Raw genomic sequence first — 21712 nt, 5'->3', positions numbered from 1 at the left:
ACTTGCGTCAGCCTAACCGTCGAATGAAAGAGGCATGTCCGCTAGTCCTCGCCGAGTGCCCGGCTATTCGGGAGGGTCAGGCAGCACCCGCAGGTGGCCCCGCCGGCGTCCGTTGGACTCGGACCTGCGGGCCGGCGGCGCCATCAGCGCGCCGCCGGGGACACCGGTGACCGGATCCGAAAACCCTGCGGCCACTCCGTTGATCGGCGGCGCCATATCGCGCCCTTCGCGGACCGCGTCGGCAAGCGCCACCAGGTCGTCCTCGTCAGGGTGCGACGGCAGCGGACCCGCGTGGCGAACCAGCTCCCAGCCGCGCGGTGCGGTGATCCGGCTGGCGTGCAGCACGCACAGATCCCAAGAGTGGGGCTCGGACACCGTAGCCAGCGGGCCGACGACTGCCGTGGAGTCGGAGTAGACAAATGTCAGCGTCGCGACCGCATAGTGGGGGCACCCGGGCCGGCAGCAGCGACGGGGAACGTTCACAGCGAGAGGTTATCGTGCGCAAACGGCGCAAGCCGCCGGACACGCGCGCCATCGGAGCGTCGATCTTCAACCGTTACGATCTGTCCGTGGCCGAACGCGGACACCAGCGATCACGCCGCGGCCGCGAAATGCGCGGGCCGCTCCTTCCGCCGACCGTGCCTGGTTGGCGCAGCCGCGCCGAGCTGTTCGACATGGCCGTGCTGGAGGCCTATGAGCCAATCGAACGCCGGTGGCAGGATCGGTTGTCGACGCTGGACATCGCTGTCGACGAAATACCGCGCATCGCGGCCAAGGATCCCGAAAGTGTGCAATGGCCACCCGAGGTCATCGCTGACGGGCCGGTCGCGCTAGCCCGTCTGATCCCGGCAGGCGTCGATGTCCGCGGGAACGCCACCAGAGCGCGAATCATGTTGTTCCGCAAGCCGATTGAGCGACGGGCGAAAGACACCGTCGAACTTTCGGAATTGTTGCATGAAGTCCTCGTGGCGCAGGTGGCCACTTATCTGGGCGTCGAACCCTCCGTTATCGACCCCACGATCGAGAACGAGTAGACAACCCGCCTAAATCGCGACTAGTGCTTGCGCGAAGAAGCGTTAAATCACGCCGCGCTTGAGGCGACGGCGCTCACGCTCGGACAGCCCGCCCCAGATGCCGAAGCGTTCATCATGAGCCAGCGCGTAGTCGAGGCACGCGTCACGCACCTCGCAGCCCTGGCAGATGCGCTTGGCCTCACGGGTCGAGCCGCCCTTTTCAGGGAAGAATGCCTCGGGATCGGTTTGTGCACACAAAGCCTTCTCTTGCCAGAGGTCGTCCTCCGGCGTCAGCATTGCCGGCATTGCCGGGATTGCCGACGGCACATCAATCGGGGCGGGCACCAGACTTAACTGGGGACGCCGTGGCGTCTCGAACGGTGCCGGTCCGGTATTGGTGTGCGGCGCGCTGTCCACTGAGCCAAGTAGCCGGTCGTCGAACCGGACCACATGATCGAAATCGCTGTACTCAAAAGACATTTTCCGCCTCCTCACCTGATGTCGTAGATCCGTAACTTGAGCCCCACTATTTTCTGTGCGGCCATCTCAGATTCGAACATATGATCGAATCTCGGTCTGCGACACCGAAACCGGCCGGCCAACCGCGAAATGACACTGGTGTGATTACACACGCGCTAGCAGCCGTGGTCAAGCTTTGGAACAGAAATTCATACCATTCCGTGACCCGGATTCGGCGCGTCGGAATATCGGCGTGTCTGTCACACCGTCGGCCACGTGCCTTCGCCGGGGCGCGACGGCCTAATGTCGGTCACTGTGAAGGTCACCGTTCTGGTCGGCGGCGTAGGCGGCGCCCGCTTCCTGCTGGGCGTACAGCACCTGTTGGGGTTGGGCCAGTTCCAGGATTCCGGGAGCACGTCCGCCCACGAGTTGACCGCCGTCGTCAACGTCGGTGACGACGCGTGGATGTTCGGTGTGCGGATCTGCCCGGACCTCGATACCTGCATGTACACCTTAGGTGGAGGGATTGACCCCGACCGCGGTTGGGGCCATCGCAACGAAACCTGGCATGCCAAGGAAGAACTCGCCGCTTACGGTGTGCAGCCCGCCTGGTTCGGCCTCGGCGACCGCGACCTCGCCACGCACCTCGTGCGCAGCCAGATGTTGCGGGCCGGATATCCGCTGTCACAGGTGACCGAAGCGTTATGTGGCCGTTGGTCACCCGGTGCACGATTGTTACCCGCGAGCGACGACCGCAGCGAAACCCATGTCGTCATCAGCGATCCCGAGGACGGCGAGAAGAAGGCGATTCACTTCCAGGAGTGGTGGGTGCGTTACCGCGCGCAGGTTCAGACCCATAGCTTCGCGTTCGTCGGGGCCGAGACAGCGTCCGCCGGCCCCGGCGTCGTCGAGGCGATCGAGACCGCCGACGTCGTACTGGTGGCCCCCTCCAATCCGGTCGTGAGCGTCGGATCGATCCTGAACATTGCCGGCATTCGCGGCGCACTGCGTACGACGGCGGCGCGGGTCATTGGCTACTCCCCCATCATCGGCGGTAAGCCGTTGCGCGGCATGGCCGACGAATGCCTGTCGGTCATCGGTGTGGACAGCACCTCAGAAGCGGTCGGCATCCACTACGGGGCCCGCAGCGGCACCGGCATCCTCGACGGATGGCTGATCCACGAGGGAGATCACGCCGAGATCGACGGAGTCGAGGTGCGGACCGTGCCACTGTTGATGAAGGATCCGGCGACGACAGCAGAAATGGTGCTCGCCGGTCTGGATCTCGCCGGGCTCAAGGTGGATCCACGGTAATGACCGAGCACGGATCCGCGGCAGCCGTCGAAATACTTCCTGTGCCAGGGTTGCCCGAATTCCGCCCCGGCGACGATCTCGCCGCGGCAATCGCCGCAGCCACACCATGGCTTCGAGACGACGACATCCTCGTCGTAACCAGCAAGGTGATGTCCAAGTGCGAGGGACGCATCGTCGATGCGCCCATCGATGCCGAAGAACGAGACACCCTGCGGCGCAGACTGATCGACGCCGAGGCCGTGCGGGTTTTGGCACGCAAGGGTAAGACACTGATCACCGAGAACGCTATCGGTCTGGTACAGGCGGCCGCCGGAGTGGACGGTTCCAACGTCGACTCAGCGGAACTCGCTTTGCTACCAAAGGATCCCGATGGCAGTGCTGCCGCGCTGCGCGACGGCCTACGCGACCGCCTCGGGGTCACCGTGGGGGTGGTGGTCACCGACACCATGGGGCGTGCATGGCGCAACGGGCAGACTGACGTTGCGATTGGCGCTGCGGGACTGCGGGTGCTGCACGGTTATGAAGGGTCGCAGGACCGGCACGGCAACGAGCTGATTGTCACCGAGATCGCGGTCGCCGACGAGATAGCCGCGGCCGCAGATCTCGTGAAGGGCAAACTGACGGACATTCCCGTCGCCGTGGTGCGCGGGCTTACCCTGCCGGACGACGGATCCAAGGCCCGTGACCTGGTGCGTGCCGGCGAGGACGATCTGTTCTGGCTGGGCACCGAGGAGGCCATCGCGCTCGGCCGCACCCAGGCCCAGTTGTTACGGCGGTCGGTGCGCACCTTCAGCGATGAACACGTGGCCCCCGAGCTGATCGAAGCCGCGATCGCCGAAGCGCTCACCGCCCCCGCGCCCCATCACACGCGGCCGGTCCGGTTTGTGTGGATACAGGATCCGCACAAGCGGTTGGCTCTACTGGACCGGATGAAGGCGAAGTGGCGTACGGACCTCACCGGCGACGGCCGTCCGGCCGATGCCGTCGAGCGCCGTGTCCGTCGCGGCCAGATCCTCTATGACGCACCTGAACTCGTCATCCCCTTCATGGTGCCCGACGGTGCGCACGATTACCCCGACGCCGAACGTACCGCGGCTGAGCACACGATGTTCACCGTCGCGGCCGGGGCAGCCGTTCAGGCCCTGCTCGTCGCACTGGCGGTCCGCGGTGTCGGCAGCTGCTGGATCGGGTCCACCATCTTTGCCGCCGAACTGGTGCGCGACGAGCTCGACCTGCCCGCCGATTGGGAACCTTTGGGCGCCATCGCGATCGGCTTTCCGCCCGAGGAGTCGGGACCACGCGATCCGGTGCCGATGGATGGCCTGCTGGTGCGCAAGTGACCCTGCACGCGTCCGCGGTCGCGGTGCTGACCGATTGGCAGACATCCGATCCCGCCCAGGACACCCTGCGCCATGCCGTGCTGGCGTTCCTCGCCGCGCGGCCCGACGGATGTCTGCGGGCGTGCGTGCCGGGGCACGTGACCGGTTCGGCGTTGGTGATCGACCACGGTGGAACACACGCACTGCTCACCCTGCATCCACGGTTCGGCCGGTGGCTCCAACTGGGCGGGCACTGCGAGGAATCCGACGCCGACATCGTCGCCGCCGCGCTGCGGGAGGCGACCGAGGAGTCGGGCATCGACTGCCTCGAGATCGATCCTGTGCTGGCCGCGCTGCACGTGCATCCCGTCACATGCTCGCTAGGCGTACCCACCCGTCACCTCGACATGCAATTCATCGTCCGCGCACCCGCAGGTGCGGAGATCGCCCGCAGCGACGAGTCGCTGGACCTTCGGTGGTGGCCACTGGACGCGCTGCCGAACGACTGCGATTTCGGGCTCACCCAGCTGGCGGCTGCGGCACGGAATCGAACTGGATAGGGAGAGTTTTCGGCCCTGCAATGCCGACGATCGGGCGCCACGGTGCCGGCCCCGCCCGACGGATCCGGGGCATGAGCGTCGACATGGCAACCAGAGCTTCGGCTAGCTCGACCCTGGCGAGGTGCGCGCCAAGGCAATGATGTGCACCGCCGCCGAACGTCATGACCGCTGCTCGCCCGCTGTGCGTGATATCGAAACGTTCTGGATCCTCATATCGCTGCGGATCTCGGTTGGCGGCGGCCGTATTGACGACAACGCTTGCCCCGGCGGGAATCACCACGCCGTCGACGTCGACGTCCGCGACGGCGATGCGCACGCATGTGAAGGACGCCGGCGAGTACCGCATGACCTCCTCGACAGCGTCCGGCGCGAGTTCCGGATGATCCCGAAGGAGTCCCCACTGGTCCGGGTGATCGCTGAACACCTGGATCGCCGCAGCCAACTGGTTTCGAGTTGTGTCGGTGCCCGCGACGAGTAGCACAGCGACGAGATCGAAGATCTCACGGCGGGTGAGCCGGTCGCCGTCACTTTCGGCGCTAATCAGCTCGGAGAGCAGATCTTCGGTCTCGTCATGGCGCTTGCGCTCAATCAGATCGACAAGATATCCATCCAGCTGCGCCCATGCGTCCAGGATCGTCGCCGCATCGTCGGCCGCGGTCGGCGCGAACGCTCTGGCGATGTCTCGCAACCACTCCGCGAACACCGGCCAATCGCCCGGTGGCACACCGAGAAGCCTGCAGATGATCGGAACCGGATATGGCCTTGCGATGTCGGCAACCACGTCCACCCGTCCCGCGGAGACGTGCGGTTGCACGAGTTCCGTGATGCGCTCCCGGCACGCCGTGCGCATCCGGTCGGCGGCCTTCGGGGTGAAGGCGCGTGAGACGAGTCGGCGCAGCCGTTTGTGGTCGGCGCCGTCGGTGCCGACGATCAGCGCGGCCATCTTGTCCCAAAGGGGACCGGACGTGGTGCCGAACATCGAAAGGCCGCAGGCCGCAGGCATTGCGAAGCGTGTGTCGCGCAGTGCAAGGCGGACAAGGTCGTAGCTGATCAACTCGGGCCCAAAGGGGCCGAGCGCGATCGGCCCGTGCCGTCGAGCCTCGGCGATGGCGGCGTGGGCCTCGTCGGGACACCGCAAGCCGTGATAGGCGATCGTGGGTAACGCGGCCCCGAAAACGGTCGGGCGCTCAGTGGCGGTGGTCATCGTGGGCCTCCTGCGGTCGGGACGCTTCGACTCTCTCGTCGTTCCGGCGCCCCGTCATCGGCCGGACGGCCTATTCCGGCGACCAGGCCGGATGCGACTTCGCGTAGGCCATTTGGCTGATGTTGTCTGTTGGCGCTGACCGCAGGCTGATTAGCATGAGTGAGACGAATTGGAGCGACGTGGGCGTGAGCGAGCTTCTTCCCAGCGGCACCGTGACGCTGCTGCTCGCCGACGTCCAGGGGTCCACGCAGCTGTGGGAGACCGCTCCGGACAACATGGCCGACGCGGTCACGCGCCTCGATGCGGCGGTAGCCGACGCGACGGCCGTGCACAACGGCGTTCGACCCCTCGAACAGGGCGAGGGCGACAGCTTCGTCATCGCATTTGCGCGCGCAAGTGATGCGGTGGCGTGTGCACTGCAGTTGCAGCAGGCGCCCCTGGCACCGATCCGGCTGCGGATCGGTTTGCACACCGGCGAGGTCCAGTTGCGTAGCCAGAGCAGCGGGGAAGCCAATTACATCGGCCCGACGATCAACCGGACGGCGCGCCTGCGCGATCTCGCACACGGCGGCCAGACGGTATTGTCCGCTGCCACCGGTCATCTCGTCATCGACCAGCTGCCAGACGGCGTATCGCTTTCCGACCTAGGCTCGCACCCGTTGAAGGACCTTCCGAGGCCCGAGCACGTGATGCAGCTCTGCCACCCGGACCTTTGCAACGAGTTTCCTCCGCTGCGGGTACCGAATACCGATGCTGCGCCGCATTTCCCGGTTCAACTCACCAGCTTCGTGGGCAGAGATGACGCGGTCACGCAGGTGCGCGAACTGTTGGTCGGTAGTCGGCTGGTGACGCTCACCGGGGCAGGCGGGGTGGGCAAGACCCGACTGGCCGTCCATCTCGCATCACACAGGGCTACAGAATTCGCCGACGGGTCGCGGTATGTCGATCTCGCATCGATCACCGACCCGGATGTGGTGGCGATCGCGGTGATTCGTGCCCTCGGACTATCGGATCAACTGGGTCGGCCCACGATGGACACACTCCTTCGGTTCGTCTCAGGTCGGCGCATGCTCATCCTGTTGGACAACTGTGAGCACCTACTCGACGTGGTCGCGGACCTCGTGGCGGCAATGTTGCGACACTGCCCACACCTGACGCTGTTCGCAACAAGCCGGGAACCGATCGGTGTGCAGGGCGAGGCGACATGGCGCGTACCTTCTCTGTCGCTGGCCGACGAGGCATTGGAGTTGTTCGCTGACCGCGCTCGACTGGCTCGGCCCGACTTCGTTGTCACAGAACAGAACACCACCACGGTGGTGGAGATCTGCCGACGGCTCGACGGCATGCCACTGGCCATCGAACTCGCAGCGGCCCGGGTACGCGCGTTGTCACTCAACGAGATTCTGGATAGCCTGCACGACCACTTCATGCTGTTGACCGGAGGCGCGCGCACCGCGGTACGTCGGCAACAGACGCTGCGAGCGTCAGTCGACTGGTCCCATGCCTTGCTCACCGACGCCGAACGGATCCTGTTCCGCCGGTTGGCCGCATTCATGGGTGGGTTCGACCTCGATGCGGCGCGCGTCGTCGCGTCCGGCGGCGAGATCGCGCCGTTTCAGATCCTCGACCAGCTGACTCTGCTGGTGGACAAGTCGCTGGTGGTTGCCGAAGATGTCCGCGGCCGCACGCGGTACCGGCTGCTCGAAACCGTCCGTCAATACGCGCAGGAGAAGCTCGGTGAATCCGGCGAAGCCTCGGCCGTGCGCTTCCGTCACCGCGACTATTACGCGGCGAAAGCAGCCCAGCTCAACGTTCCTCCGAACGATGAATCCAGGTGGCGGATGTCGTTGGCCGAAGCCGACATCGACAATCTGCGCGCGGCCTTCTCCTGGAGTCGCGACAACCGCGACAACGAAGGGGCGCTTCAGCTCGCGTCGACGCTATGGCCGCTTTGGGTTTCGCGCGGCCGCCTACGGGAAGCGTTCGCGTGGTTCGACGCCGCGCTGGCGGCCGACGATGAGTCCGTTCAGCCGGCCACCCGCGCCCGGGCCCTCGCCCATCGTGTGATGCTCCATTCGCAGCTGCAAGAGATCAACCCGGCCGACGACGCCAGGGAAGCACTGGCGATCGCGCGAGACATCGGTGACAGCGCCCTCATCGCGCATGCAGTCATGGCGTGCGCAAGCACTGCAGGCATAGATCTCGACTTCGCACAGCCCTACATCGGCGAGGCGATCGAGATCGCCCGCTCGAACGGGGATCAGACGATGCTGGCTACCGCCCTGACGTGGCATGGGCAATACGCCCATGTCGCCGGCGTTCCGGTTGCCGCCCTGATTGCCGCCGAGGAAGGGCGGCGGATCGGCGACGAACTCGGCCACCGGTATATCGCGCGCGGATGCCGGTGGGCCGCCGGGTGGGCACGGATGGCCCGAGGTGAGTTGAGTACAGCCGTGGCAGAACTCCTCGACATGGCTGCCGACGCGAGCCGGGATGCGGACGCAATCTGGGCCTGGGCCGCGTTGTTTCACGCAGCGCAAGTGCAGGTGCATCTAGGTGATATCGACGGTGCCCGAGCCAGTGTCGACGCCGTGCGCCCAGCTGTCGAAGAACTCGGCGGCAATTACCAGGCTTTCACCGATTTGGCGGACGGATTGGTGGCAATCGGCGCAGGCGACGTCGAAGCGGCACACCGATTCGACCAGAACGCCTGGTCAAAGCTGGACAACCAGCTGTCGTCGCAGGCGAGGATCAGCGCGTGGCGGCGAGCGGCCGTCGCCCTCGCGCGTAAGGAGATGACGGCTGCGCGGCAGTTCGCCGACGAGGCCGTGGCAAGCACGAACGGATCGCACCGGGCCATCGCGCTGACGACACGTGCCCGGGTCGCGATCGCCAACGGTGATGTCGCACAGGCCGATAGCGATGCGCACTCGGCTCTCGCCATCGCCGTCGAGGTCGGTGCGGTACTCGGGGTCAGCGATACGTTGGAATGCCTGGCCACCCTGGCATGCCAAGCAGACGCGCACGCCGAAGCCGCTCGGCTGTTCGGTGCTGCCGACGGTATACGGCGGCGGACCGGCGAGGTGCGGCTGCGGATCTATCAAGACGCCTACGACGTTGTCCTCGAACAACTGCGTAAAGCTATGCAGCCGAATGACTTCGACGCCGCCTGGACCGAAGGCACACACCTGTCAACCGATGACGCCATCGCTTACGCGCAGCGCGGCCGCGGCGAGCGCAAGCGGCCCAGCAGCGGCTGGGACTCGCTGACCCCTGCCGAGCTCGATGTCGTACGGTTGGTGTGCGAGGGTCTGGGCAACAAGGAAGTCGCCGCGCGGCTTTTCGTCTCTCCGCGCACCGTACAGGCGCACCTCAGCCACATCTACACGAAGCTGGGCATCAGCACCCGCGTCCAACTCGCGAATTCGGCGCGGACACGCACCGCTAGGGTTGATTAGCGCGCCGGATTCGCGCGGAACTAGATGTCGGTCGAGTAGCGGATGCCGCCGTCGGGAATCGTGACCCCCGGCCACACACGCGCACCGCGCAACAACTCACAGCGCGCACCGATGTCGGCGCCGTCGCCGATCACGCCGTCGCGAATCAGCGCGCGGGGTCCGATTCGTGCACCGAAGCCGATGATCGACCGTTCGATCACGGCACCGGCACCAATTTTGGCACCGTCGAAGATCACCGCACCGTCCAGGCGCGCACCGCCGGCGATCTCGGCACCGCGACCGACGACCGTCCCGCCGAAGAGCAGCGCACCCGGTGCGACGCTCGCGCCGTCGTGGACCAGTTCCTCACCGCGGTGGCCCTGCAGCGCCGGTGATGCAGCGATACCGCGGACCAGGTCGGCGGAACCGCGCACGAAGTCCTCGGGTGTGCCCATGTCGCGCCAGTATGTGGCGTCCACGTACCCACACACCCGAAACCCGTCGGCGAGCAAGCCCGGGAACACCTCACGTTCGACGGACAGCGCGCGCCCTTTCGGGATGCGATCGATGATCTCGCGCTTGAACACATAGCACCCGGCGTTGATCTGATCGGTCGGCGGATCCTGCGTCTTCTCCAGAAACGCGGTGACGAGGCCATCGGAATCCGTTGGTACGCAGCCGAATGCCCGGGGATCGCCCACGCGGACCAAATGCAGGGTCACATCGGCGTTGTTGTTCTCGTGGCTGTCGAGCAGGGCGCGCAGGTCGGCGCCGGACAACACATCGCCGTTGAAAACCAGTGCGGTGGAGTGCCGCAGCTTCGAGGCCACGTTGGCGATACCGCCGCCGGTACCCAGCGGCTCGGTCTCGACGACGTATTCGATCTGCAGGCCCATCTTGGACCCGTCACCGAACTCAGACTCGAACACGGCCGCCTTGTACGACGTGCCGAGCACGACGTGCTCGATGCCGGCCTCGGCGATCCTCGACAACAGGTGGGTCAGGAACGGCAGACCTGCCGTGGGCAGCATCGGTTTGGGGGCTGACAGCGTCAAGGGGCGCAACCGGGTGCCCAGACCACCGACCAAAATGACGGCATCGACTTGCGCGGGATTCATCAGCCCCGTTCCCCCTTCGCCTGCTTACGCCGGGATTTACGCACGACCAGGCCAGCGCGCGCAGCGAGAGCGGCCTTGATTGTCCACCGCAACGGCGCCTGTGACCAGTGTGGATAGCGATCCGCAAGAAAAGTGTAGGTACTGGTGTGGTGGGCGGCCAGGTTGCGGGCCGGGTCCCGTCCTGTCGCATGTCCCTTATCGTGCAAAATCTCGGCTGACGGCACGTACACATTCTGCCAGCCCGCCCGTCCGAGTCGATCTCCCAGGTCAACGTCTTCCATGTACATGAAATACCGCTCATCGAAGCCGGCGATCTGGTCGAACGCCGCCCGACGCAGCAACAGGCACGAACCCGATAGCCATCCGACGGGCCGTTCGCTGGGGGTCTCCTTGGCCTGGCGGTAGGCCGTGGTCCACGGATTGGACCGCCACAACGGCCCGACGACCGCGTGCATGCCGCCCCGGATCAAGCTGGGCAGGTGGCGCGCCGACGGATACACCGTGCCATCCGGGTCGCGGATCAACGGGCCAAGAGCCCCCGCCCGCGGCCAGCGCGCCGCAGCGTCGATGAGGATGTCGATGCTGTGCGGACCCCACTGGACGTCCGGATTGGCGACGATGAAAAAGTCGGAGTGATCCGATATCGACTGAGCTGCACCGTCTTTCACGTACTCGTCGACAGCCCGGTTGACCGCGCTGCCGTAGCCCAAATTCGCACCGGTGCGCAAGAGGCGCACATTGGAATAGTGCTCTAGCGCCTCTTCGGGTGCACCATCTGTGGACCCGTTGTCGGACATGATCACCGTCACCGCGCGATCGGTGGCATGCGACAACGACGCCAGGAACCGGTTCAGATGTGGCCCCGGTGAATACGTCACCGTCACCACTATCAATTCATCACTCACGTGACGGCCCACTTCGTCACTCCAAGGTCGTCACTCACGGCGTAGAGGTTAATGTGCCGTGTTCTGCGATCGCCGCGGCCAGCGCGTCGCGCCAGGGCCGCAGCGGGGTCAGGCCGGCATCGGCGGACAGCCGGGCCGACAACGCCGAGTACTGCGGCCGTGGGGCCGGGCGGGGATGGCGGTCGGTGCCGACCGGGCGCACCCGGGCAGGATCGGCGCCCACGGCCTCGAAAACCGCCTGTGCCTGCTCGTAGCGGCTGGCCTGGCCCGCATTGGCAGCATGCAGCACCGGCTCCCGGATGCTTCCGTCCGCCACCTCGAGCAGCGCGCCCACCAAATCGGCGGCATACGTCGGCGAGCCGACCTGGTCAGCCACCACATCGACGGTCTGATCCCCGGCGGCCAGCCTTTTCATCACGGCTACGAAGTCACCGCCGTCCGCACCCTCGTAGATCCACGCCGTTCGGACGATATGCGCATCGGGCATCGCCGCGAGCACCGCGAACTCGCCTGCGAGCTTCGTGCGGCCGTACACGCCCACCGGCGCGGTCTCGTCGTTGATCTCGAACGGCGTGCGCTGCGGGCCGGAGAAGACGTAGTCGGTGGAGATGTGAATGAACTCAGCTCCGGCGCGGGCGCAGGCGTGCGCGATATGGGCGGGTCCCACGGCGTTGACTGCGTGGGCGCGCTCCTCGTCGGACTCGGCCGCGTCGACCTTCGTATAGGCCGCGCAATTGATCACCACGTCACCGGATTCGACGAATCGCTCGGCCGCGGGGGCGTCTGTGATATCCCACTCAGACGACGTCAGCGCCAATACGTCACGGCCCCCACTACGTGCCTGAGCTGCCAATTCACGACCAACCATGCCGCCAGCGCCGGAGATAACGATTCGGCCAGACTCTCGGAAACCCATGGTGACGAGTCTGGCACGCCGACCCGGGCTACCGACTCTGCGCCCATCTCGCAAGTAACCTGGGCTGATGCCCGCTCGTACTTTCCGTGTCATTGCCGTGTCGCTGGCATTGGCGATCGTCGTAGGTACAGGCGTCGCCTGGGGAAAGATCCGATCATTCGAATCCGGCATCAACCACATCTCCCCCATGTCGTTGGGCGGCGGCGGTGAGGACGGTGCAATCGATATATTGCTGGTCGGCGTGGACAGCCGCACCGATGCGCATGGAAACCCGCTGACGCAGGAAGAACTCGCGACGCTCCGGGCGGGCGACGACGAGGCGACCAACACCGACACCATCATCTTGGTGCGAATTCCCAACAACGGTAAGTCCGCCACCGCCATCTCCATCCCGCGTGACTCCTACGTAGAGGCACCCGGCGTCGGCAAGATGAAGATCAACGGCGTCTACGGCTCAGCCCACTTCGAGAAGCTGGTCGAGCTGGTCGAACAGGATGGCATGGAGAAGGCGCAGGCGGAGCCGCAGGCCGTCGAGGCCGGCCGCGAGGCGTTGATCAAGACCGTCGCGAATCTGACCGGCGTTACCGTCGACCACTACGCCGAGATCGGGCTGTTGGGATTCTCGCTCATCACCGACGCCCTCGGCGGTGTGAACGTATGTCTGAAAAACCCTGTCTACGAACCACTTTCGGGCGCCGATTTCTCGGCGGGCTGGCAAAAGCTGAGTGGCCCGCAGGCGCTGAGCTTCGTTCGTCAGCGCCACGATCTGCCCCGCGGCGATCTCGACCGGGTGGTGCGCCAGCAGGCGGTCATGGCATCGCTTGCCCACGAGGTCATCTCAAGCAAGACGCTGTCCAGCCCGTCAACCCTGAACCGGCTCGAGGACGCAGTGCAGCGCTCCGTCGTGCTCTCAGATGGTTGGGACGTCATGGAATTCGCGAAGCAATTGCAGAAGCTCGCCGCGGGCAATGTCGCGTTCGCCACGATTCCCGTACTCCAGGAGAACGGCTGGAGTGACGACGGTATGCAGAGCGTGGTGCGGGTCGATTCGAGCGAGGTCAAGGATTGGGTCGACGGACTGCTGCACGACCAGGACGAGGGTAAGACCGAGGAACTCGCGTACACGCCAGAGAAGACGACCGCCGACGTGGTGAACGCCAGCGACGTCAACGGGCTCGCGTCTGCGGTCTCAGACGTGCTGACCAACAAAGGCTTCTCTCCCGGCAGCACCGGCAACCACGAGGGCGCTCCGGTGACGAACAGCCAGGTGCAGGCAGCCAAGGCCGATGACCTTGGCGCCCAGGCGATTGCCAAGGACCTGGGCGGACTGCCGATCGTCGAGGACGCGTCGGTGGCGCCCGGTTCGGTACGGGTCGTGCTGGCCGCCGACTACACCGGTCCCGGTTCGGGCCTGGACGGAATCGATCCGACGCTGACCACCGCCGACCCCGTCGCGGTCGGGTCGACGGAAAACCCGTTGGCGTCGCCGATCATCACCGCCGGCTCGAACGACCCGGAGTGCGTCAACTAGCTGTGAGCACAGTCAGTTCGGCGATCCTCGATCCGCTCATGGCGTCCGATCCCGCCGGCCCGCGGATCACCTATTACGACGACGCGACCGGTGAACGCATCGAATTGTCCACCGCCACACTGGTGAACTGGGCCGCCAAGACCGGCAACCTGCTGCGTGACGAACTCGGCGCAGGGCCGTCCAGCCGGGTTGCGGTGCTGCTACCCGCGCACTGGCAGACCGCCGCGGTGCTGTTCGGAATCTGGTGGATCGGTGCCGAAGTCGTCACTGCCGGAGAGGCCGACATCGCGCTGTGCACCGCCGACCGCCTCGGCGAAGCCGACAACGCCGTCGGGGTGGGCGAGATCGCCGTCCTGTCGCTGGACCCGTTCGGCAAGCCCGCGCCCGACCTTCCTGTGGGCGTGACGGACTACGCCACCGCGGTGCGCGTGCACGGCGACCAGATCGCTCCCGAGCGCCATCCCGGTACCGCACTCGACGGCCGTTCGGTGGCCGACGTGTTGACCGGTGCGGCGGCCGCAGCCACCGCGCAGGGAGTCACAGCCGACGACCGGGTGATGTCGAGTGCGCCGTGGCGAACGCCAGACGAACTCATCGCCAATCTGCTCGCGGTGTTCAGCATCGGTGCTTCACTTGTGCACGTCACGAATCCGGACCCGGCTGCGATGGACCGTCGCAGGCAGACGGAGAAGATCACCAAGGGGTAGCCGTGATTGCCACCGCACGAACGCTCGACGACTTCGCGGCTTGCGGCGGTGTCACGGCCGTATTCAAAGCGGGCTCTACGGCGCTCGGACACCACTGGAAGCTGTTCGGCCAGAATGGTTCCGAATTGGCACATACCGAGCGGGTGCACAGTGGCGGCAAGGTCGCGCAGGTGTGGTGGAAAGCCGTCACGCTCACCGGTATGGACGTCAACAACGACATTCACGTCGAGCTGGTCGGCGCCGACGGCGCCGCACTGGCCCGGGCGAGCTCCACCTACACGGAGCCGACGGTGACGGTGGCCGACGCAACCGGCCGCCCCTGGGGACGCACCAGACGGAACGACAGGGTGGTCACTGTCTCCGGGCCGGATGACGATGCACTCGCCGAGTTCACGTGCGACGGCGACAGTCCGTGGCCGGTACGGAGCCCAGCGGGGGACGTGCTCGGCGAGGTGCTTGCCGGCGTCCCTGGGCCGTCGCTGTCACCGGATTTGTGGATGTGGCTGGACCCACAGGGAGCATTGAACGACCAGGCCTACAACCAGACCATGCACCTGGGACTGCGGCGCGTGGTGCAGTATTCGTTCGCACCCGCACGCCGGGTCCAACCTGTTCTGGCCCTGCTACCGCTTCTTTGTGGACTGAGCTACTAACCACGGCCGCCCAAAAGTGCCACTCTGGAAGCATGATCAGTCGACGGCATTTCATGGTCGTGGGCGCGATGGGCATCGCGGGGGTGGTGGCTGCTTGTTCGCAACCGCAACCACCATCGGGGGGCTCCCCCAACCTCACCCTTGCCGCCGGTGAGACGGACATCGACCTCGCCGGCGCCACACTGCGCACCTGGGCATACGGAAACCAGGTACCCGCTCGGGAGATTCGTCTCCGCAAGGGCGAGCGACTCCGGGCTGAGCTGACCAACGCGCTGCCGCAGGACGTCACGGTGCACTGGCATGGCATCGCGATCGTCAACGACATGGACGGGGTCCCGGCGCTTACCCAGGATGCGGTACCTAACGGGCAGACATTCACCTACGACTTCGTCGTGCCCGACGCCGGAACCTATTGGTTCCACTCACATGTCGGCACTCAGCTCGACCGCGGCCTGTACGGGCCGCTGATCGTCGAGGACCCGGATGAGAAAGTCGATTACGACGGCGAACTCGTTGTCGTACTGGACGATTGGATCGACGGCACCGGCACCAACCCCGACGAGGTGTTCGAGAACCTGCGCAAGACGGGGATGAAGCCGATGGAACCCGGCGGTCCTGGGGTGACTCCGACCAGACCGCTCGGCGCCGACGGCGGCGATGTCACCTACCCCTACTTCGTCATCAACGGCCGCGCTGCGGGCGATCCCCAGGTCGTGGATTACCGCGGGGGCCAACGAATCCGCCTGCGGGTGATCAACGCGGGTTCCGACACCGCGTTCCGGGTAGCGGTACCCAGCGTTTCGATGCGGGTCATTCAAACCGACGGTTACCCGGTGGTGCCGGTTCAGGCGGACTCCGTGATACTCGGCATGGGTGAGCGGTTCGACGCGATCATCACCGTGAACGAGTCGGTGCCGGTGGTCGCCGTGCCGGAGGGCAAGCAGGGCCACGCCCGGTTGAACATGCGGATCAACCAGGGGCACGCGGCGGCCAACATCGATGATTTCGTCGCATCGGTACGCACCCAGGCTCCGCTGAACACCGCGACGCTGTCGCCAACCCCGGAGGTGACGCTGCCGGCGAAACAACCCGATCAGGTTTTCGACGCCCACCTGGCCGGGCCCGTCAACGGCTACACCTGGCCGATCAATCAGAAGTTATACAACCCACCGAATGACGGGGTGGCCGTCCAACCGAATCAGCGTGTGCGCATTCGGTACATCAACGACACGATGATGTTTCATCCATTCCATCTGCACGGCCACACGTTCCAGGTGATGGACGGCAGCATCGCCAAGGCCCGTAAGGACACTGTGCTGGTGCCACCGAAGCAGACTGTCGTCATCGACTTCGACACGAACAATCCGGGGCGGTGGATCACCCACTGCCACAACACCTATCACCTCGAAGCAGGGATGGCGACCTTCATCGAGTACACGGGCTGAGTCTCGCGGCCTTGAGCGTTACTTCAGTAATGCGCGCGACATCACCACACGCTGAATCTGGTTAGTGCCCTCGTAGATCTGCGTGATCTTGGCGTCGCGCATGAACCGCTCGACGGGGAAGTCCACCGTGTAGCCGTAGCCGCCGAACAGCTGCACGGCATCGGTGGTCACCGACATCGCTACGTCGGAGGCGTAGCACTTCGCCGCTGAGGAAATGAAGCCCAGATCTGGCTCGCCACGTTCGGCGCGAGCCGCGGCGGTGTACACCATGAGCCGGGCGGCCTCGATCTTCATCGCCATATCGGCGAGCATGAACTGCACCGCTTGGAAGTCCGCGATGCGTTGGCGGAACTGCTTGCGCTCCTTGGTGTATGCGATCGCCGCTTCCAGCGCGCCCTGCGCGATGCCGACAGCCTGGGCGCCGATGGTCGGGCGGGTGTGGTCCAGGGTGGCCAGCGCAGTCTTGAAGCCGGTGCCCTCGTCGCCGATGATCCGATCGCCGGGAATACGGCAGTCCTCGAAGTACAACTCAGTCGTCGGCGACCCCTTAATGCCGAGCTTGCGCTCCTTGGCCCCAACTGCGAAGCCGGGATCGTCCTTGTGCACGACGAACGCGGAGATACCGTTGGCGCCCTTGTCCGGATCGGTCACCGCCATGACGGTGTACCAGGTCGAGTGCCCGCCGTTGGAGATCCAGCACTTGGCGCCGTTGAGCACCCAGTCATCGCCGTCGCGCTTCGCGCGGGTCCGCATTGAGGCCGCGTCGCTGCCGGCTTCACGTTCGGACAACGCGTACGACGCCATCGCCTCACCCGAGCCGATGCTGGGCAGCACCTGCTTCTTGAGTTCCTCCGACCCCCGCAGCAGCAGACCCATCGTCCCGAGCTTGTTGCAGATCGGGATGAGCGACGACGACGCGCACACCCGCGCGACCTCTTCGATGACGATGCAGGCGGCCACCGAGTCGCCGCCCTGACCGCCGTACTCCTCGGGAATGTGGATCGCGGCCATCCCGGACGCGGTCAGCGCCGCCTCCGCCTCGTCGGTGTAGCGGGCCTTCTCGTCGACGTCCGCGGCGTATGGCGCGATCTCCTTGTCGCACAGATCGCGCAGCACTGCGCGCAACTCGATGTGCTCGTCAGAAAGCTTGAAAACGTCGAAGGACGGATTTCCGATTCCCATGGCGACTCCTTGCTACTCGCCGGTAACTTTACCGTTCCGGCGTCATCGACCCAATTCGCGGCTTTACTGCCCGAGCAGCCGATCGCGCAGCGCCGCGTCCTTCTGCAGCACCATGTCCGACAGCGCGCTCTGGAATTCCTCGACGCGCTCGCGCAGGGCGGTATCCGACGACCCGAGAATCCGCACGGCCAACAGCCCGGCGTTGCGGGCACCGCCGATCGACACCGTGGCCACCGGCACACCGGCGGGCATCTGCACGATCGACAGCAGCGAATCGAGGCCGTCGAGCTTGGCCAGGGGCACCGGAACGCCAATGACGGGCAGCGGCGTCGCCGACGCGACCATGCCAGGCAGGTGCGCGGCCCCGCCGGCACCGGCGATGATCACCTCGATGCCGCGTCCCGCTGCCGTCTTCGCGTAGTCGAGCATGCGATCGGGGGTGCGGTGCGCCGACACGATGCCGACTTCGAACGGCACCCCGAACTCGGCGAGCGCCTGCGCCGCGTCCTCCATCACCGACCAGTCGCTGTCGCTGCCCATGATCACGCCGACGCGCGGCTTCGAGCCGTTAGTCATGTCCACTCCATCCGTCGGTCCATTCGGCGTGCGACAACCAGTGTGCGGCCCGCACCGCACGTTCACGAACCTCCTCGACATACGCGGCATCGTCCGGCGAGCCCCACGCCGCGCCGAGGACGTTGACGTGGCCGATCTTGCGACCCGGACGCTCACCCTTGCCGTACAGGTGCACCTTGACCTCCGGCATCCGCCCGAACAAGTGGTGCAGCCGCTCATCTATGGCCATCGCCGGGGTCTCTTGAGCGCCAAGCACATTCGCCATAACGGTCACCGGCGCGATCGGTGAGGTGTCCCCCAGCGGATAGTCCAGCACCGCCCGCAGGTGCTGCTCGAACTGGCTGGTGCGTGCACCGTCCATCGACCAGTGACCCGAATTGTGTGGCCGCATCGCCAATTCGTTCACCAGCAACCCGCCGTCGGTGGTCTCGAACAGTTCGACCGCCAGCACACCGACGACGCCGAGTTCGTCGGCCAAGCGCAGCGCCAGACCGCCGGCGGCGCCCGCGATGTCGTCGTCGAGGTCGGGGGCCGGCGCGATGACCTCGACACAGATGCCGTCGCGCTGCACGGTCTGCACGACCGGCCACGCCGCACCCTGACCGAAGGGCGACCGGGCCACCAGCGCGGTGAGTTCGCGCCGCATCTCCACCTTCTCCTCGATGAGGACCTCGGCTCCAGCTGCCAGGTACTCAGCCGCCGCCTCCCGGGCGTGGGCGATATCGCGGGCCAAGGTGACACCGCGGCCGTCGTAGCCGCCACGCACGGTCTTGAGGACCAGCGGGGCATCCGAACCCGCGGCGAAGGCGTCCACGTCGCCGGGCGACGTCACAGCCGCGAACCGTGGCACCGGCGCGCCGAGGGCCTCAAGCCGTCGGCGCATCACCAACTTGTCCTGGGCGTGGATCAGCGCCGTCGGCGGCGGTGCGACGTTCACGCCCTCGGCGATCAGCTTCTCGAGCATCTCGGTCGGCACGTGCTCATGGTCGAACGTCAGCGCGTCGGCGCCCGCCGCCGCGCGGCGCAGCGCATCGAGGTCGTCGTGCGAACCGAGCACCACATCGGGGGTCACCTGCGCGGCCGGATCCTCGGGTGTGACGGCCAACACACGCAGCGTCTGACCGAGCGCGATGGCGGCCTGATGAGTCATTCTCGCCAGTTGCCCGCCGCCGATCATGGTCACTACCGGGGGCTTCGTCGGATTACGTGGCACGTGCCTATGTTGTCATGAGCTGAACCTTCGGTTTAGCAACGGTGACCTGCACGGGTACGCGTGTGGTGGTCAATTTCCGTACACTCGCCTGTTGTGTCCTTCACCGATGCCACGATCGCGCGGCTACCTCGCCCGATCCGGCCGTACTTCGAACGGCACCACGAGCTGATCAAGTTCGCGATCGTCGGCGCCACCACATTCGTCATCGACTCAGCGGTCTTCTTCACGCTGAAGCTCACGGTGCTGGAGCCCAAGCCTGTGACGGCGAAGATCATCGCCGGTGTCGTCGCGGTGATCGCGTCGTACATCCTCAACCGTGAGTGGAGCTTCCGTGACCGCGGCGGCCGGGAACGTCACCACGAGGCGCTGATGTTCTTCGCGTTCAGCGGCGTGGGCGTGCTGCTGTCAATGGCACCGCTGTGGTTCTCGAGCTACGTGCTGATGCTGCGGGTGCCTGAAGTCAGCCTGACGGTCGAGAACATCGCCGACTTCGTCGCGGCCTACATCATCGGCAATCTGCTGCAGATGGCGTTCCGCTTCTGGGCGTTCCGCCGTTGGGTGTTCCCGGACGAGTTCGGCCGCAACCCGGACAAGGCGCTGGAGGCCACGCTGACCGGCGGCGGCATCGCCGAGGCTGTGGAAGATGCCCGCGACCCGGCCCTGCACGGGCTCGACGCGGACGGCAACGTGACACCGCTACGCAGGCCGACCCGCCGCGCCCGGCGACTGGCTCAGCTCGACGATTCCTCAGAGCCCAGGGTGTCGAAAACCTCGTGATACAGCAGCGAGTGGACCTCTTCCACTCGCGGAATTTCCTGGAACTCAAGCGGATCCTGCGACGCTGACTCGATGATCAGCGTGCCGGTGCGCAGCATGCGATCGAGCACACCGTGACGGAACTCGACGCTGTTGATGCGGGCCAGCGGGATGTCGATGCCCGAGCGAGTAAGCAGCCCGTGCCGGAACATCACCCTGCGGTCAGTGATGACGAAATGCGTTGTCCACCAATTGAGGAACGGCCACACCGTCAGCCAGATGACAATGACCGCCCACACAACCGCGATGACGATCATCACCACGTTGCGCGCGGTGGGATCCCAGTTGGTGCTGTTGACGTAACCGGCGGCGAACGTCGCGACCGCGGTGATTACCAGCAGGATCAGGATCGGGCCGATCAGCCGTTTCCAGTGCGGATGGCGGTGCAGCACCACATGCTCGTCTTTGGCGAGCACTTTCTCCGGGTATCCCATGAGCGAAGACCTTATTCCGGTTCAGGTGCCCGCGGGTCGCAAGTGGACGATGTCACCAGCGGCGACCGTCGTCGTCTGCCCGTCGGTGTCGATCGACAGCCGGCCCTGGTCGTCGACATCGCGGGCCACCCCGACGATCTCTCGGTCACCGGGCAGAATCGCGCGGACCGGGCTCCCGAGGGTCAGGCTGCGGGCCCGGTAGTCCGCGATCAGTTGCGGGTCCGCGCCGCCCGCGCCGCGCCATGCGTCGACGCGCCGCACCAATTCGTTCAGGAGCCGGACGACGAGATCCTGACGATCCGGCGCGCTCACCCCGAGGCCGACGAGCGACGTGACGCCGTCAACGCCCACCTCATCACCACTCAGCGAGACGTTGAGGCCGATACCGACGACGACTGCCCGCTGCTCGGCGGCGACCTCGGCGAGGATCCCCGCGAGCTTGCCTCCGCCGGCCAGCACGTCGTTCGGCCACTTCAGTCCGGCGTCCACGCCGATGGCTGTCACGGTGTCGACGATGGCCACCCCCGTTGCCAGCGGGAGCCAGCCCCAGGCCTCCGTCGGCACCCCAGCGGCGTCGATGGCCACCGACATCGTGATCTGGGCGTATCGCGCGGCCGACCAGCTGCGCCCCTGCCTGCCACGGCCCGCGGTCTGGTGCTCGGCGATGAGCACCGCACCGGCGATGTCGGCGCCGCTGTTGGCGCGCGCGATCAGGTCGGAGTTAGTGGATCCGGTCTCGGCCACCACCTCGACGGTCTGCCACACCGGGCCGCCTCCGATGGCGGCACGCAACGTCGTTTCGTCCAGAGGAGCCCGCTCAGCAGTCATCGGCCAAACGTAAGCGACGCCGCGCACAGCTGCTTAAGGAGACATTAAGGACGCGCTGTCCGCGCCGTCGACGTCGTTCGTT

General features: G+C 65.9%; 21 protein-coding genes. 10 read left to right on the top strand and 11 right to left on the bottom strand.

The window, feature by feature from the left end:
- Nucleotides 1-63: 63 nt before the first annotated feature.
- Nucleotides 64-483 carry a DUF3499 domain-containing protein gene (locus ACIA48_RS19080; protein WP_396734739.1) on the bottom strand — a complete coding sequence of 140 codons (420 nt, stop codon included), beginning with the start codon at nucleotides 481-483 and terminating at the stop codon, nucleotides 64-66.
- Nucleotides 484-611: 128 nt separating this feature from the next.
- On the opposite strand from ACIA48_RS19080, the gene ACIA48_RS19075 reads away from it, so the two are divergent.
- A complete protein-coding gene (locus tag ACIA48_RS19075; protein WP_396735096.1) occupies nucleotides 612-1034 on the top strand; it encodes a metallopeptidase family protein in 423 nt (140 codons plus the stop codon).
- Nucleotides 1035-1076: 42 nt separating this feature from the next.
- Here the strand turns inward: ACIA48_RS19075 and ACIA48_RS19070 are convergent, their stop codons facing one another.
- A complete protein-coding gene (locus ACIA48_RS19070) occupies nucleotides 1077-1493 on the bottom strand; it encodes a WhiB family transcriptional regulator (protein WP_396734736.1) in 417 nt (138 codons plus the stop codon).
- Nucleotides 1494-1787: 294 nt separating this feature from the next.
- Here ACIA48_RS19070 and cofD point away from each other — a divergent pair, with 294 nt between their 5' ends.
- The 3 genes from cofD to ACIA48_RS19055 are packed head-to-tail and all read left to right on the top strand — an operon-like array spanning nucleotide 1788 to nucleotide 4665.
- Nucleotides 1788-2786 (top strand): 2-phospho-L-lactate transferase, encoded by a 999-nt coding sequence (gene cofD, locus ACIA48_RS19065; RefSeq protein ID WP_396734734.1) that lies wholly within the window; start codon nucleotides 1788-1790, stop codon nucleotides 2784-2786.
- The gene (locus ACIA48_RS19060; RefSeq protein WP_396734731.1) at nucleotides 2786-4126 is read left to right on the top strand and encodes a coenzyme F420-0:L-glutamate ligase; all 1341 of its coding nucleotides are present in this window, start codon (nucleotides 2786-2788) and stop codon (nucleotides 4124-4126) included. Before cofD ends, ACIA48_RS19060 begins: the two co-directional genes overlap by 1 nt.
- The gene (locus tag ACIA48_RS19055) at nucleotides 4123-4665 is read left to right on the top strand and encodes an NUDIX hydrolase (RefSeq protein WP_396734728.1); all 543 of its coding nucleotides are present in this window, start codon (nucleotides 4123-4125) and stop codon (nucleotides 4663-4665) included. The genes ACIA48_RS19060 and ACIA48_RS19055 overlap by 4 nt, the downstream gene beginning before the upstream one ends.
- Here ACIA48_RS19055 and ACIA48_RS19050 read toward each other — a convergent pair.
- Nucleotides 4625-5869: a cytochrome P450 gene (locus ACIA48_RS19050; protein ID WP_396734726.1), complete on the bottom strand. Its 1245-nt coding sequence runs from the start codon at nucleotides 5867-5869 to the stop codon at nucleotides 4625-4627. The two genes, ACIA48_RS19055 and ACIA48_RS19050, sit on opposite strands and share 41 nt — an antisense overlap.
- A 155-nt stretch (nucleotides 5870-6024) precedes the next feature.
- Between ACIA48_RS19050 and ACIA48_RS19045 the strand changes: the two genes are divergently transcribed.
- Nucleotides 6025-9327: a LuxR C-terminal-related transcriptional regulator gene (locus ACIA48_RS19045; RefSeq protein WP_396734723.1), complete on the top strand. Its 3303-nt coding sequence runs from the start codon at nucleotides 6025-6027 to the stop codon at nucleotides 9325-9327.
- A gap of 20 nt (nucleotides 9328-9347) precedes the next feature.
- On the opposite strand, the gene ACIA48_RS19040 is transcribed toward ACIA48_RS19045, so the two are convergent.
- Genes ACIA48_RS19040 through rfbD form a run of 3 tightly spaced genes read right to left on the bottom strand, consistent with a single transcriptional unit; the run spans nucleotide 9348 to nucleotide 12245 of the window.
- Nucleotides 9348-10424, bottom strand: a complete 1077-nt coding sequence (locus ACIA48_RS19040; protein WP_396734720.1) for a sugar phosphate nucleotidyltransferase — start codon at nucleotides 10422-10424, stop codon at nucleotides 9348-9350.
- The gene (locus ACIA48_RS19035; RefSeq protein ID WP_396734717.1) at nucleotides 10424-11329 is read right to left on the bottom strand and encodes a glycosyltransferase family 2 protein; all 906 of its coding nucleotides are present in this window, start codon (nucleotides 11327-11329) and stop codon (nucleotides 10424-10426) included. Before ACIA48_RS19035 ends, ACIA48_RS19040 begins: the two co-directional genes overlap by 1 nt.
- A 34-nt stretch (nucleotides 11330-11363) precedes the next feature.
- The gene (gene rfbD, locus ACIA48_RS19030; RefSeq protein ID WP_396734715.1) at nucleotides 11364-12245 is read right to left on the bottom strand and encodes a dTDP-4-dehydrorhamnose reductase; all 882 of its coding nucleotides are present in this window, start codon (nucleotides 12243-12245) and stop codon (nucleotides 11364-11366) included.
- Nucleotides 12246-12312: 67 nt separating this feature from the next.
- On the opposite strand from rfbD, the gene ACIA48_RS19025 reads away from it, so the two are divergent.
- The 4 genes from ACIA48_RS19025 to ACIA48_RS19010 are packed head-to-tail and all read left to right on the top strand — an operon-like array spanning nucleotide 12313 to nucleotide 16581.
- Nucleotides 12313-13776 (top strand): LCP family protein, encoded by a 1464-nt coding sequence (locus ACIA48_RS19025; protein WP_396734712.1) that lies wholly within the window; start codon nucleotides 12313-12315, stop codon nucleotides 13774-13776.
- A 2-nt stretch (nucleotides 13777-13778) separates the two neighbouring features.
- Nucleotides 13779-14483, top strand: coding sequence for a TIGR03089 family protein (locus ACIA48_RS19020; protein WP_396734709.1), 705 nt, complete (start codon nucleotides 13779-13781; stop codon nucleotides 14481-14483).
- Nucleotides 14484-14485: 2 nt separating this feature from the next.
- Nucleotides 14486-15136, top strand: a complete 651-nt coding sequence (locus ACIA48_RS19015; protein WP_396734706.1) for a hypothetical protein — start codon at nucleotides 14486-14488, stop codon at nucleotides 15134-15136.
- 32 nt (nucleotides 15137-15168) lie between these two features.
- Entirely contained in the window at nucleotides 15169-16581 is a 1413-nt protein-coding gene (locus ACIA48_RS19010; RefSeq protein WP_396734704.1) for a multicopper oxidase family protein, read from the top strand.
- A gap of 18 nt (nucleotides 16582-16599) precedes the next feature.
- Here the strand turns inward: ACIA48_RS19010 and ACIA48_RS19005 are convergent, their stop codons facing one another.
- From ACIA48_RS19005 to ACIA48_RS18995, 3 genes are all read right to left on the bottom strand, one after another.
- Nucleotides 16600-17763, bottom strand: a complete 1164-nt coding sequence (locus ACIA48_RS19005) for an acyl-CoA dehydrogenase (protein ID WP_396734701.1) — start codon at nucleotides 17761-17763, stop codon at nucleotides 16600-16602.
- Between the two features lie 63 nt (nucleotides 17764-17826).
- Entirely contained in the window at nucleotides 17827-18339 is a 513-nt protein-coding gene (gene purE / locus ACIA48_RS19000; RefSeq protein ID WP_396734698.1) for a 5-(carboxyamino)imidazole ribonucleotide mutase, read from the bottom strand.
- Nucleotides 18332-19552 carry a 5-(carboxyamino)imidazole ribonucleotide synthase gene (locus ACIA48_RS18995; protein ID WP_396734696.1) on the bottom strand — a complete coding sequence of 407 codons (1221 nt, stop codon included), beginning with the start codon at nucleotides 19550-19552 and terminating at the stop codon, nucleotides 18332-18334. The genes purE and ACIA48_RS18995 overlap by 8 nt, the downstream gene beginning before the upstream one ends.
- A gap of 93 nt (nucleotides 19553-19645) precedes the next feature.
- Between ACIA48_RS18995 and ACIA48_RS18990 the strand changes: the two genes are divergently transcribed.
- Nucleotides 19646-20329 (top strand): GtrA family protein, encoded by a 684-nt coding sequence (locus ACIA48_RS18990; RefSeq protein WP_396734694.1) that lies wholly within the window; start codon nucleotides 19646-19648, stop codon nucleotides 20327-20329.
- On the opposite strand, the gene ACIA48_RS18985 is transcribed toward ACIA48_RS18990, so the two are convergent.
- Both ACIA48_RS18985 and ACIA48_RS18980 read right to left on the bottom strand, forming a co-directional pair.
- Nucleotides 20284-20802, bottom strand: coding sequence for a PH domain-containing protein (locus tag ACIA48_RS18985; protein WP_396734691.1), 519 nt, complete (start codon nucleotides 20800-20802; stop codon nucleotides 20284-20286). The two genes, ACIA48_RS18990 and ACIA48_RS18985, sit on opposite strands and share 46 nt — an antisense overlap.
- A gap of 21 nt (nucleotides 20803-20823) precedes the next feature.
- On the bottom strand, nucleotides 20824-21630 hold the full coding sequence (locus tag ACIA48_RS18980; RefSeq protein ID WP_396734689.1) for a biotin--[acetyl-CoA-carboxylase] ligase: 807 nt from the start codon (nucleotides 21628-21630) through the stop codon (nucleotides 20824-20826).
- Nucleotides 21631-21712 lie beyond the last annotated feature (82 nt).

It is taken from the genome of Mycobacterium sp. NPDC051804, from assembly GCF_044452905.1.
Lineage (GTDB): Bacteria > Actinomycetota > Actinomycetes > Mycobacteriales > Mycobacteriaceae > Mycobacterium.
The sequence above is the reverse complement of the archived record's forward strand: the minus strand, read 5'-3'. Positions and strand labels throughout refer to the sequence as shown.

Coding starts and splice junctions, on each gene's coding strand:
- ACIA48_RS19045 (WP_396734723.1), top strand. CDS start 6,025: ATGAGTGAGACGAATTGGAGCGACGTGGGCGTGAGCGAGCTTCTTCCC.
- ACIA48_RS19010 (WP_396734704.1), top strand. CDS start 15,169: ATGATCAGTCGACGGCATTTCATGGTCGTGGGCGCGATGGGCATCGCG.
- ACIA48_RS19060 (WP_396734731.1), top strand. CDS start 2,786: ATGACCGAGCACGGATCCGCGGCAGCCGTCGAAATACTTCCTGTGCCA.
- purE (WP_396734698.1), bottom strand. CDS start 18,339: ATGACTAACGGCTCGAAGCCGCGCGTCGGCGTGATCATGGGCAGCGAC.
- ACIA48_RS19050 (WP_396734726.1), bottom strand. CDS start 5,869: ATGACCACCGCCACTGAGCGCCCGACCGTTTTCGGGGCCGCGTTACCC.
- ACIA48_RS19070 (WP_396734736.1), bottom strand. CDS start 1,493: ATGTCTTTTGAGTACAGCGATTTCGATCATGTGGTCCGGTTCGACGAC.
- rfbD (WP_396734715.1), bottom strand. CDS start 12,245: ATGGGTTTCCGAGAGTCTGGCCGAATCGTTATCTCCGGCGCTGGCGGC.
- ACIA48_RS19075 (WP_396735096.1), top strand. CDS start 612: ATGCGCGGGCCGCTCCTTCCGCCGACCGTGCCTGGTTGGCGCAGCCGC.
- ACIA48_RS19040 (WP_396734720.1), bottom strand. CDS start 10,424: ATGAATCCCGCGCAAGTCGATGCCGTCATTTTGGTCGGTGGTCTGGGC.
- ACIA48_RS19005 (WP_396734701.1), bottom strand. CDS start 17,763: ATGGGAATCGGAAATCCGTCCTTCGACGTTTTCAAGCTTTCTGACGAG.
- ACIA48_RS19025 (WP_396734712.1), top strand. CDS start 12,313: ATGCCCGCTCGTACTTTCCGTGTCATTGCCGTGTCGCTGGCATTGGCG.
- ACIA48_RS18980 (WP_396734689.1), bottom strand. CDS start 21,630: ATGACTGCTGAGCGGGCTCCTCTGGACGAAACGACGTTGCGTGCCGCC.
- ACIA48_RS18985 (WP_396734691.1), bottom strand. CDS start 20,802: ATGGGATACCCGGAGAAAGTGCTCGCCAAAGACGAGCATGTGGTGCTG.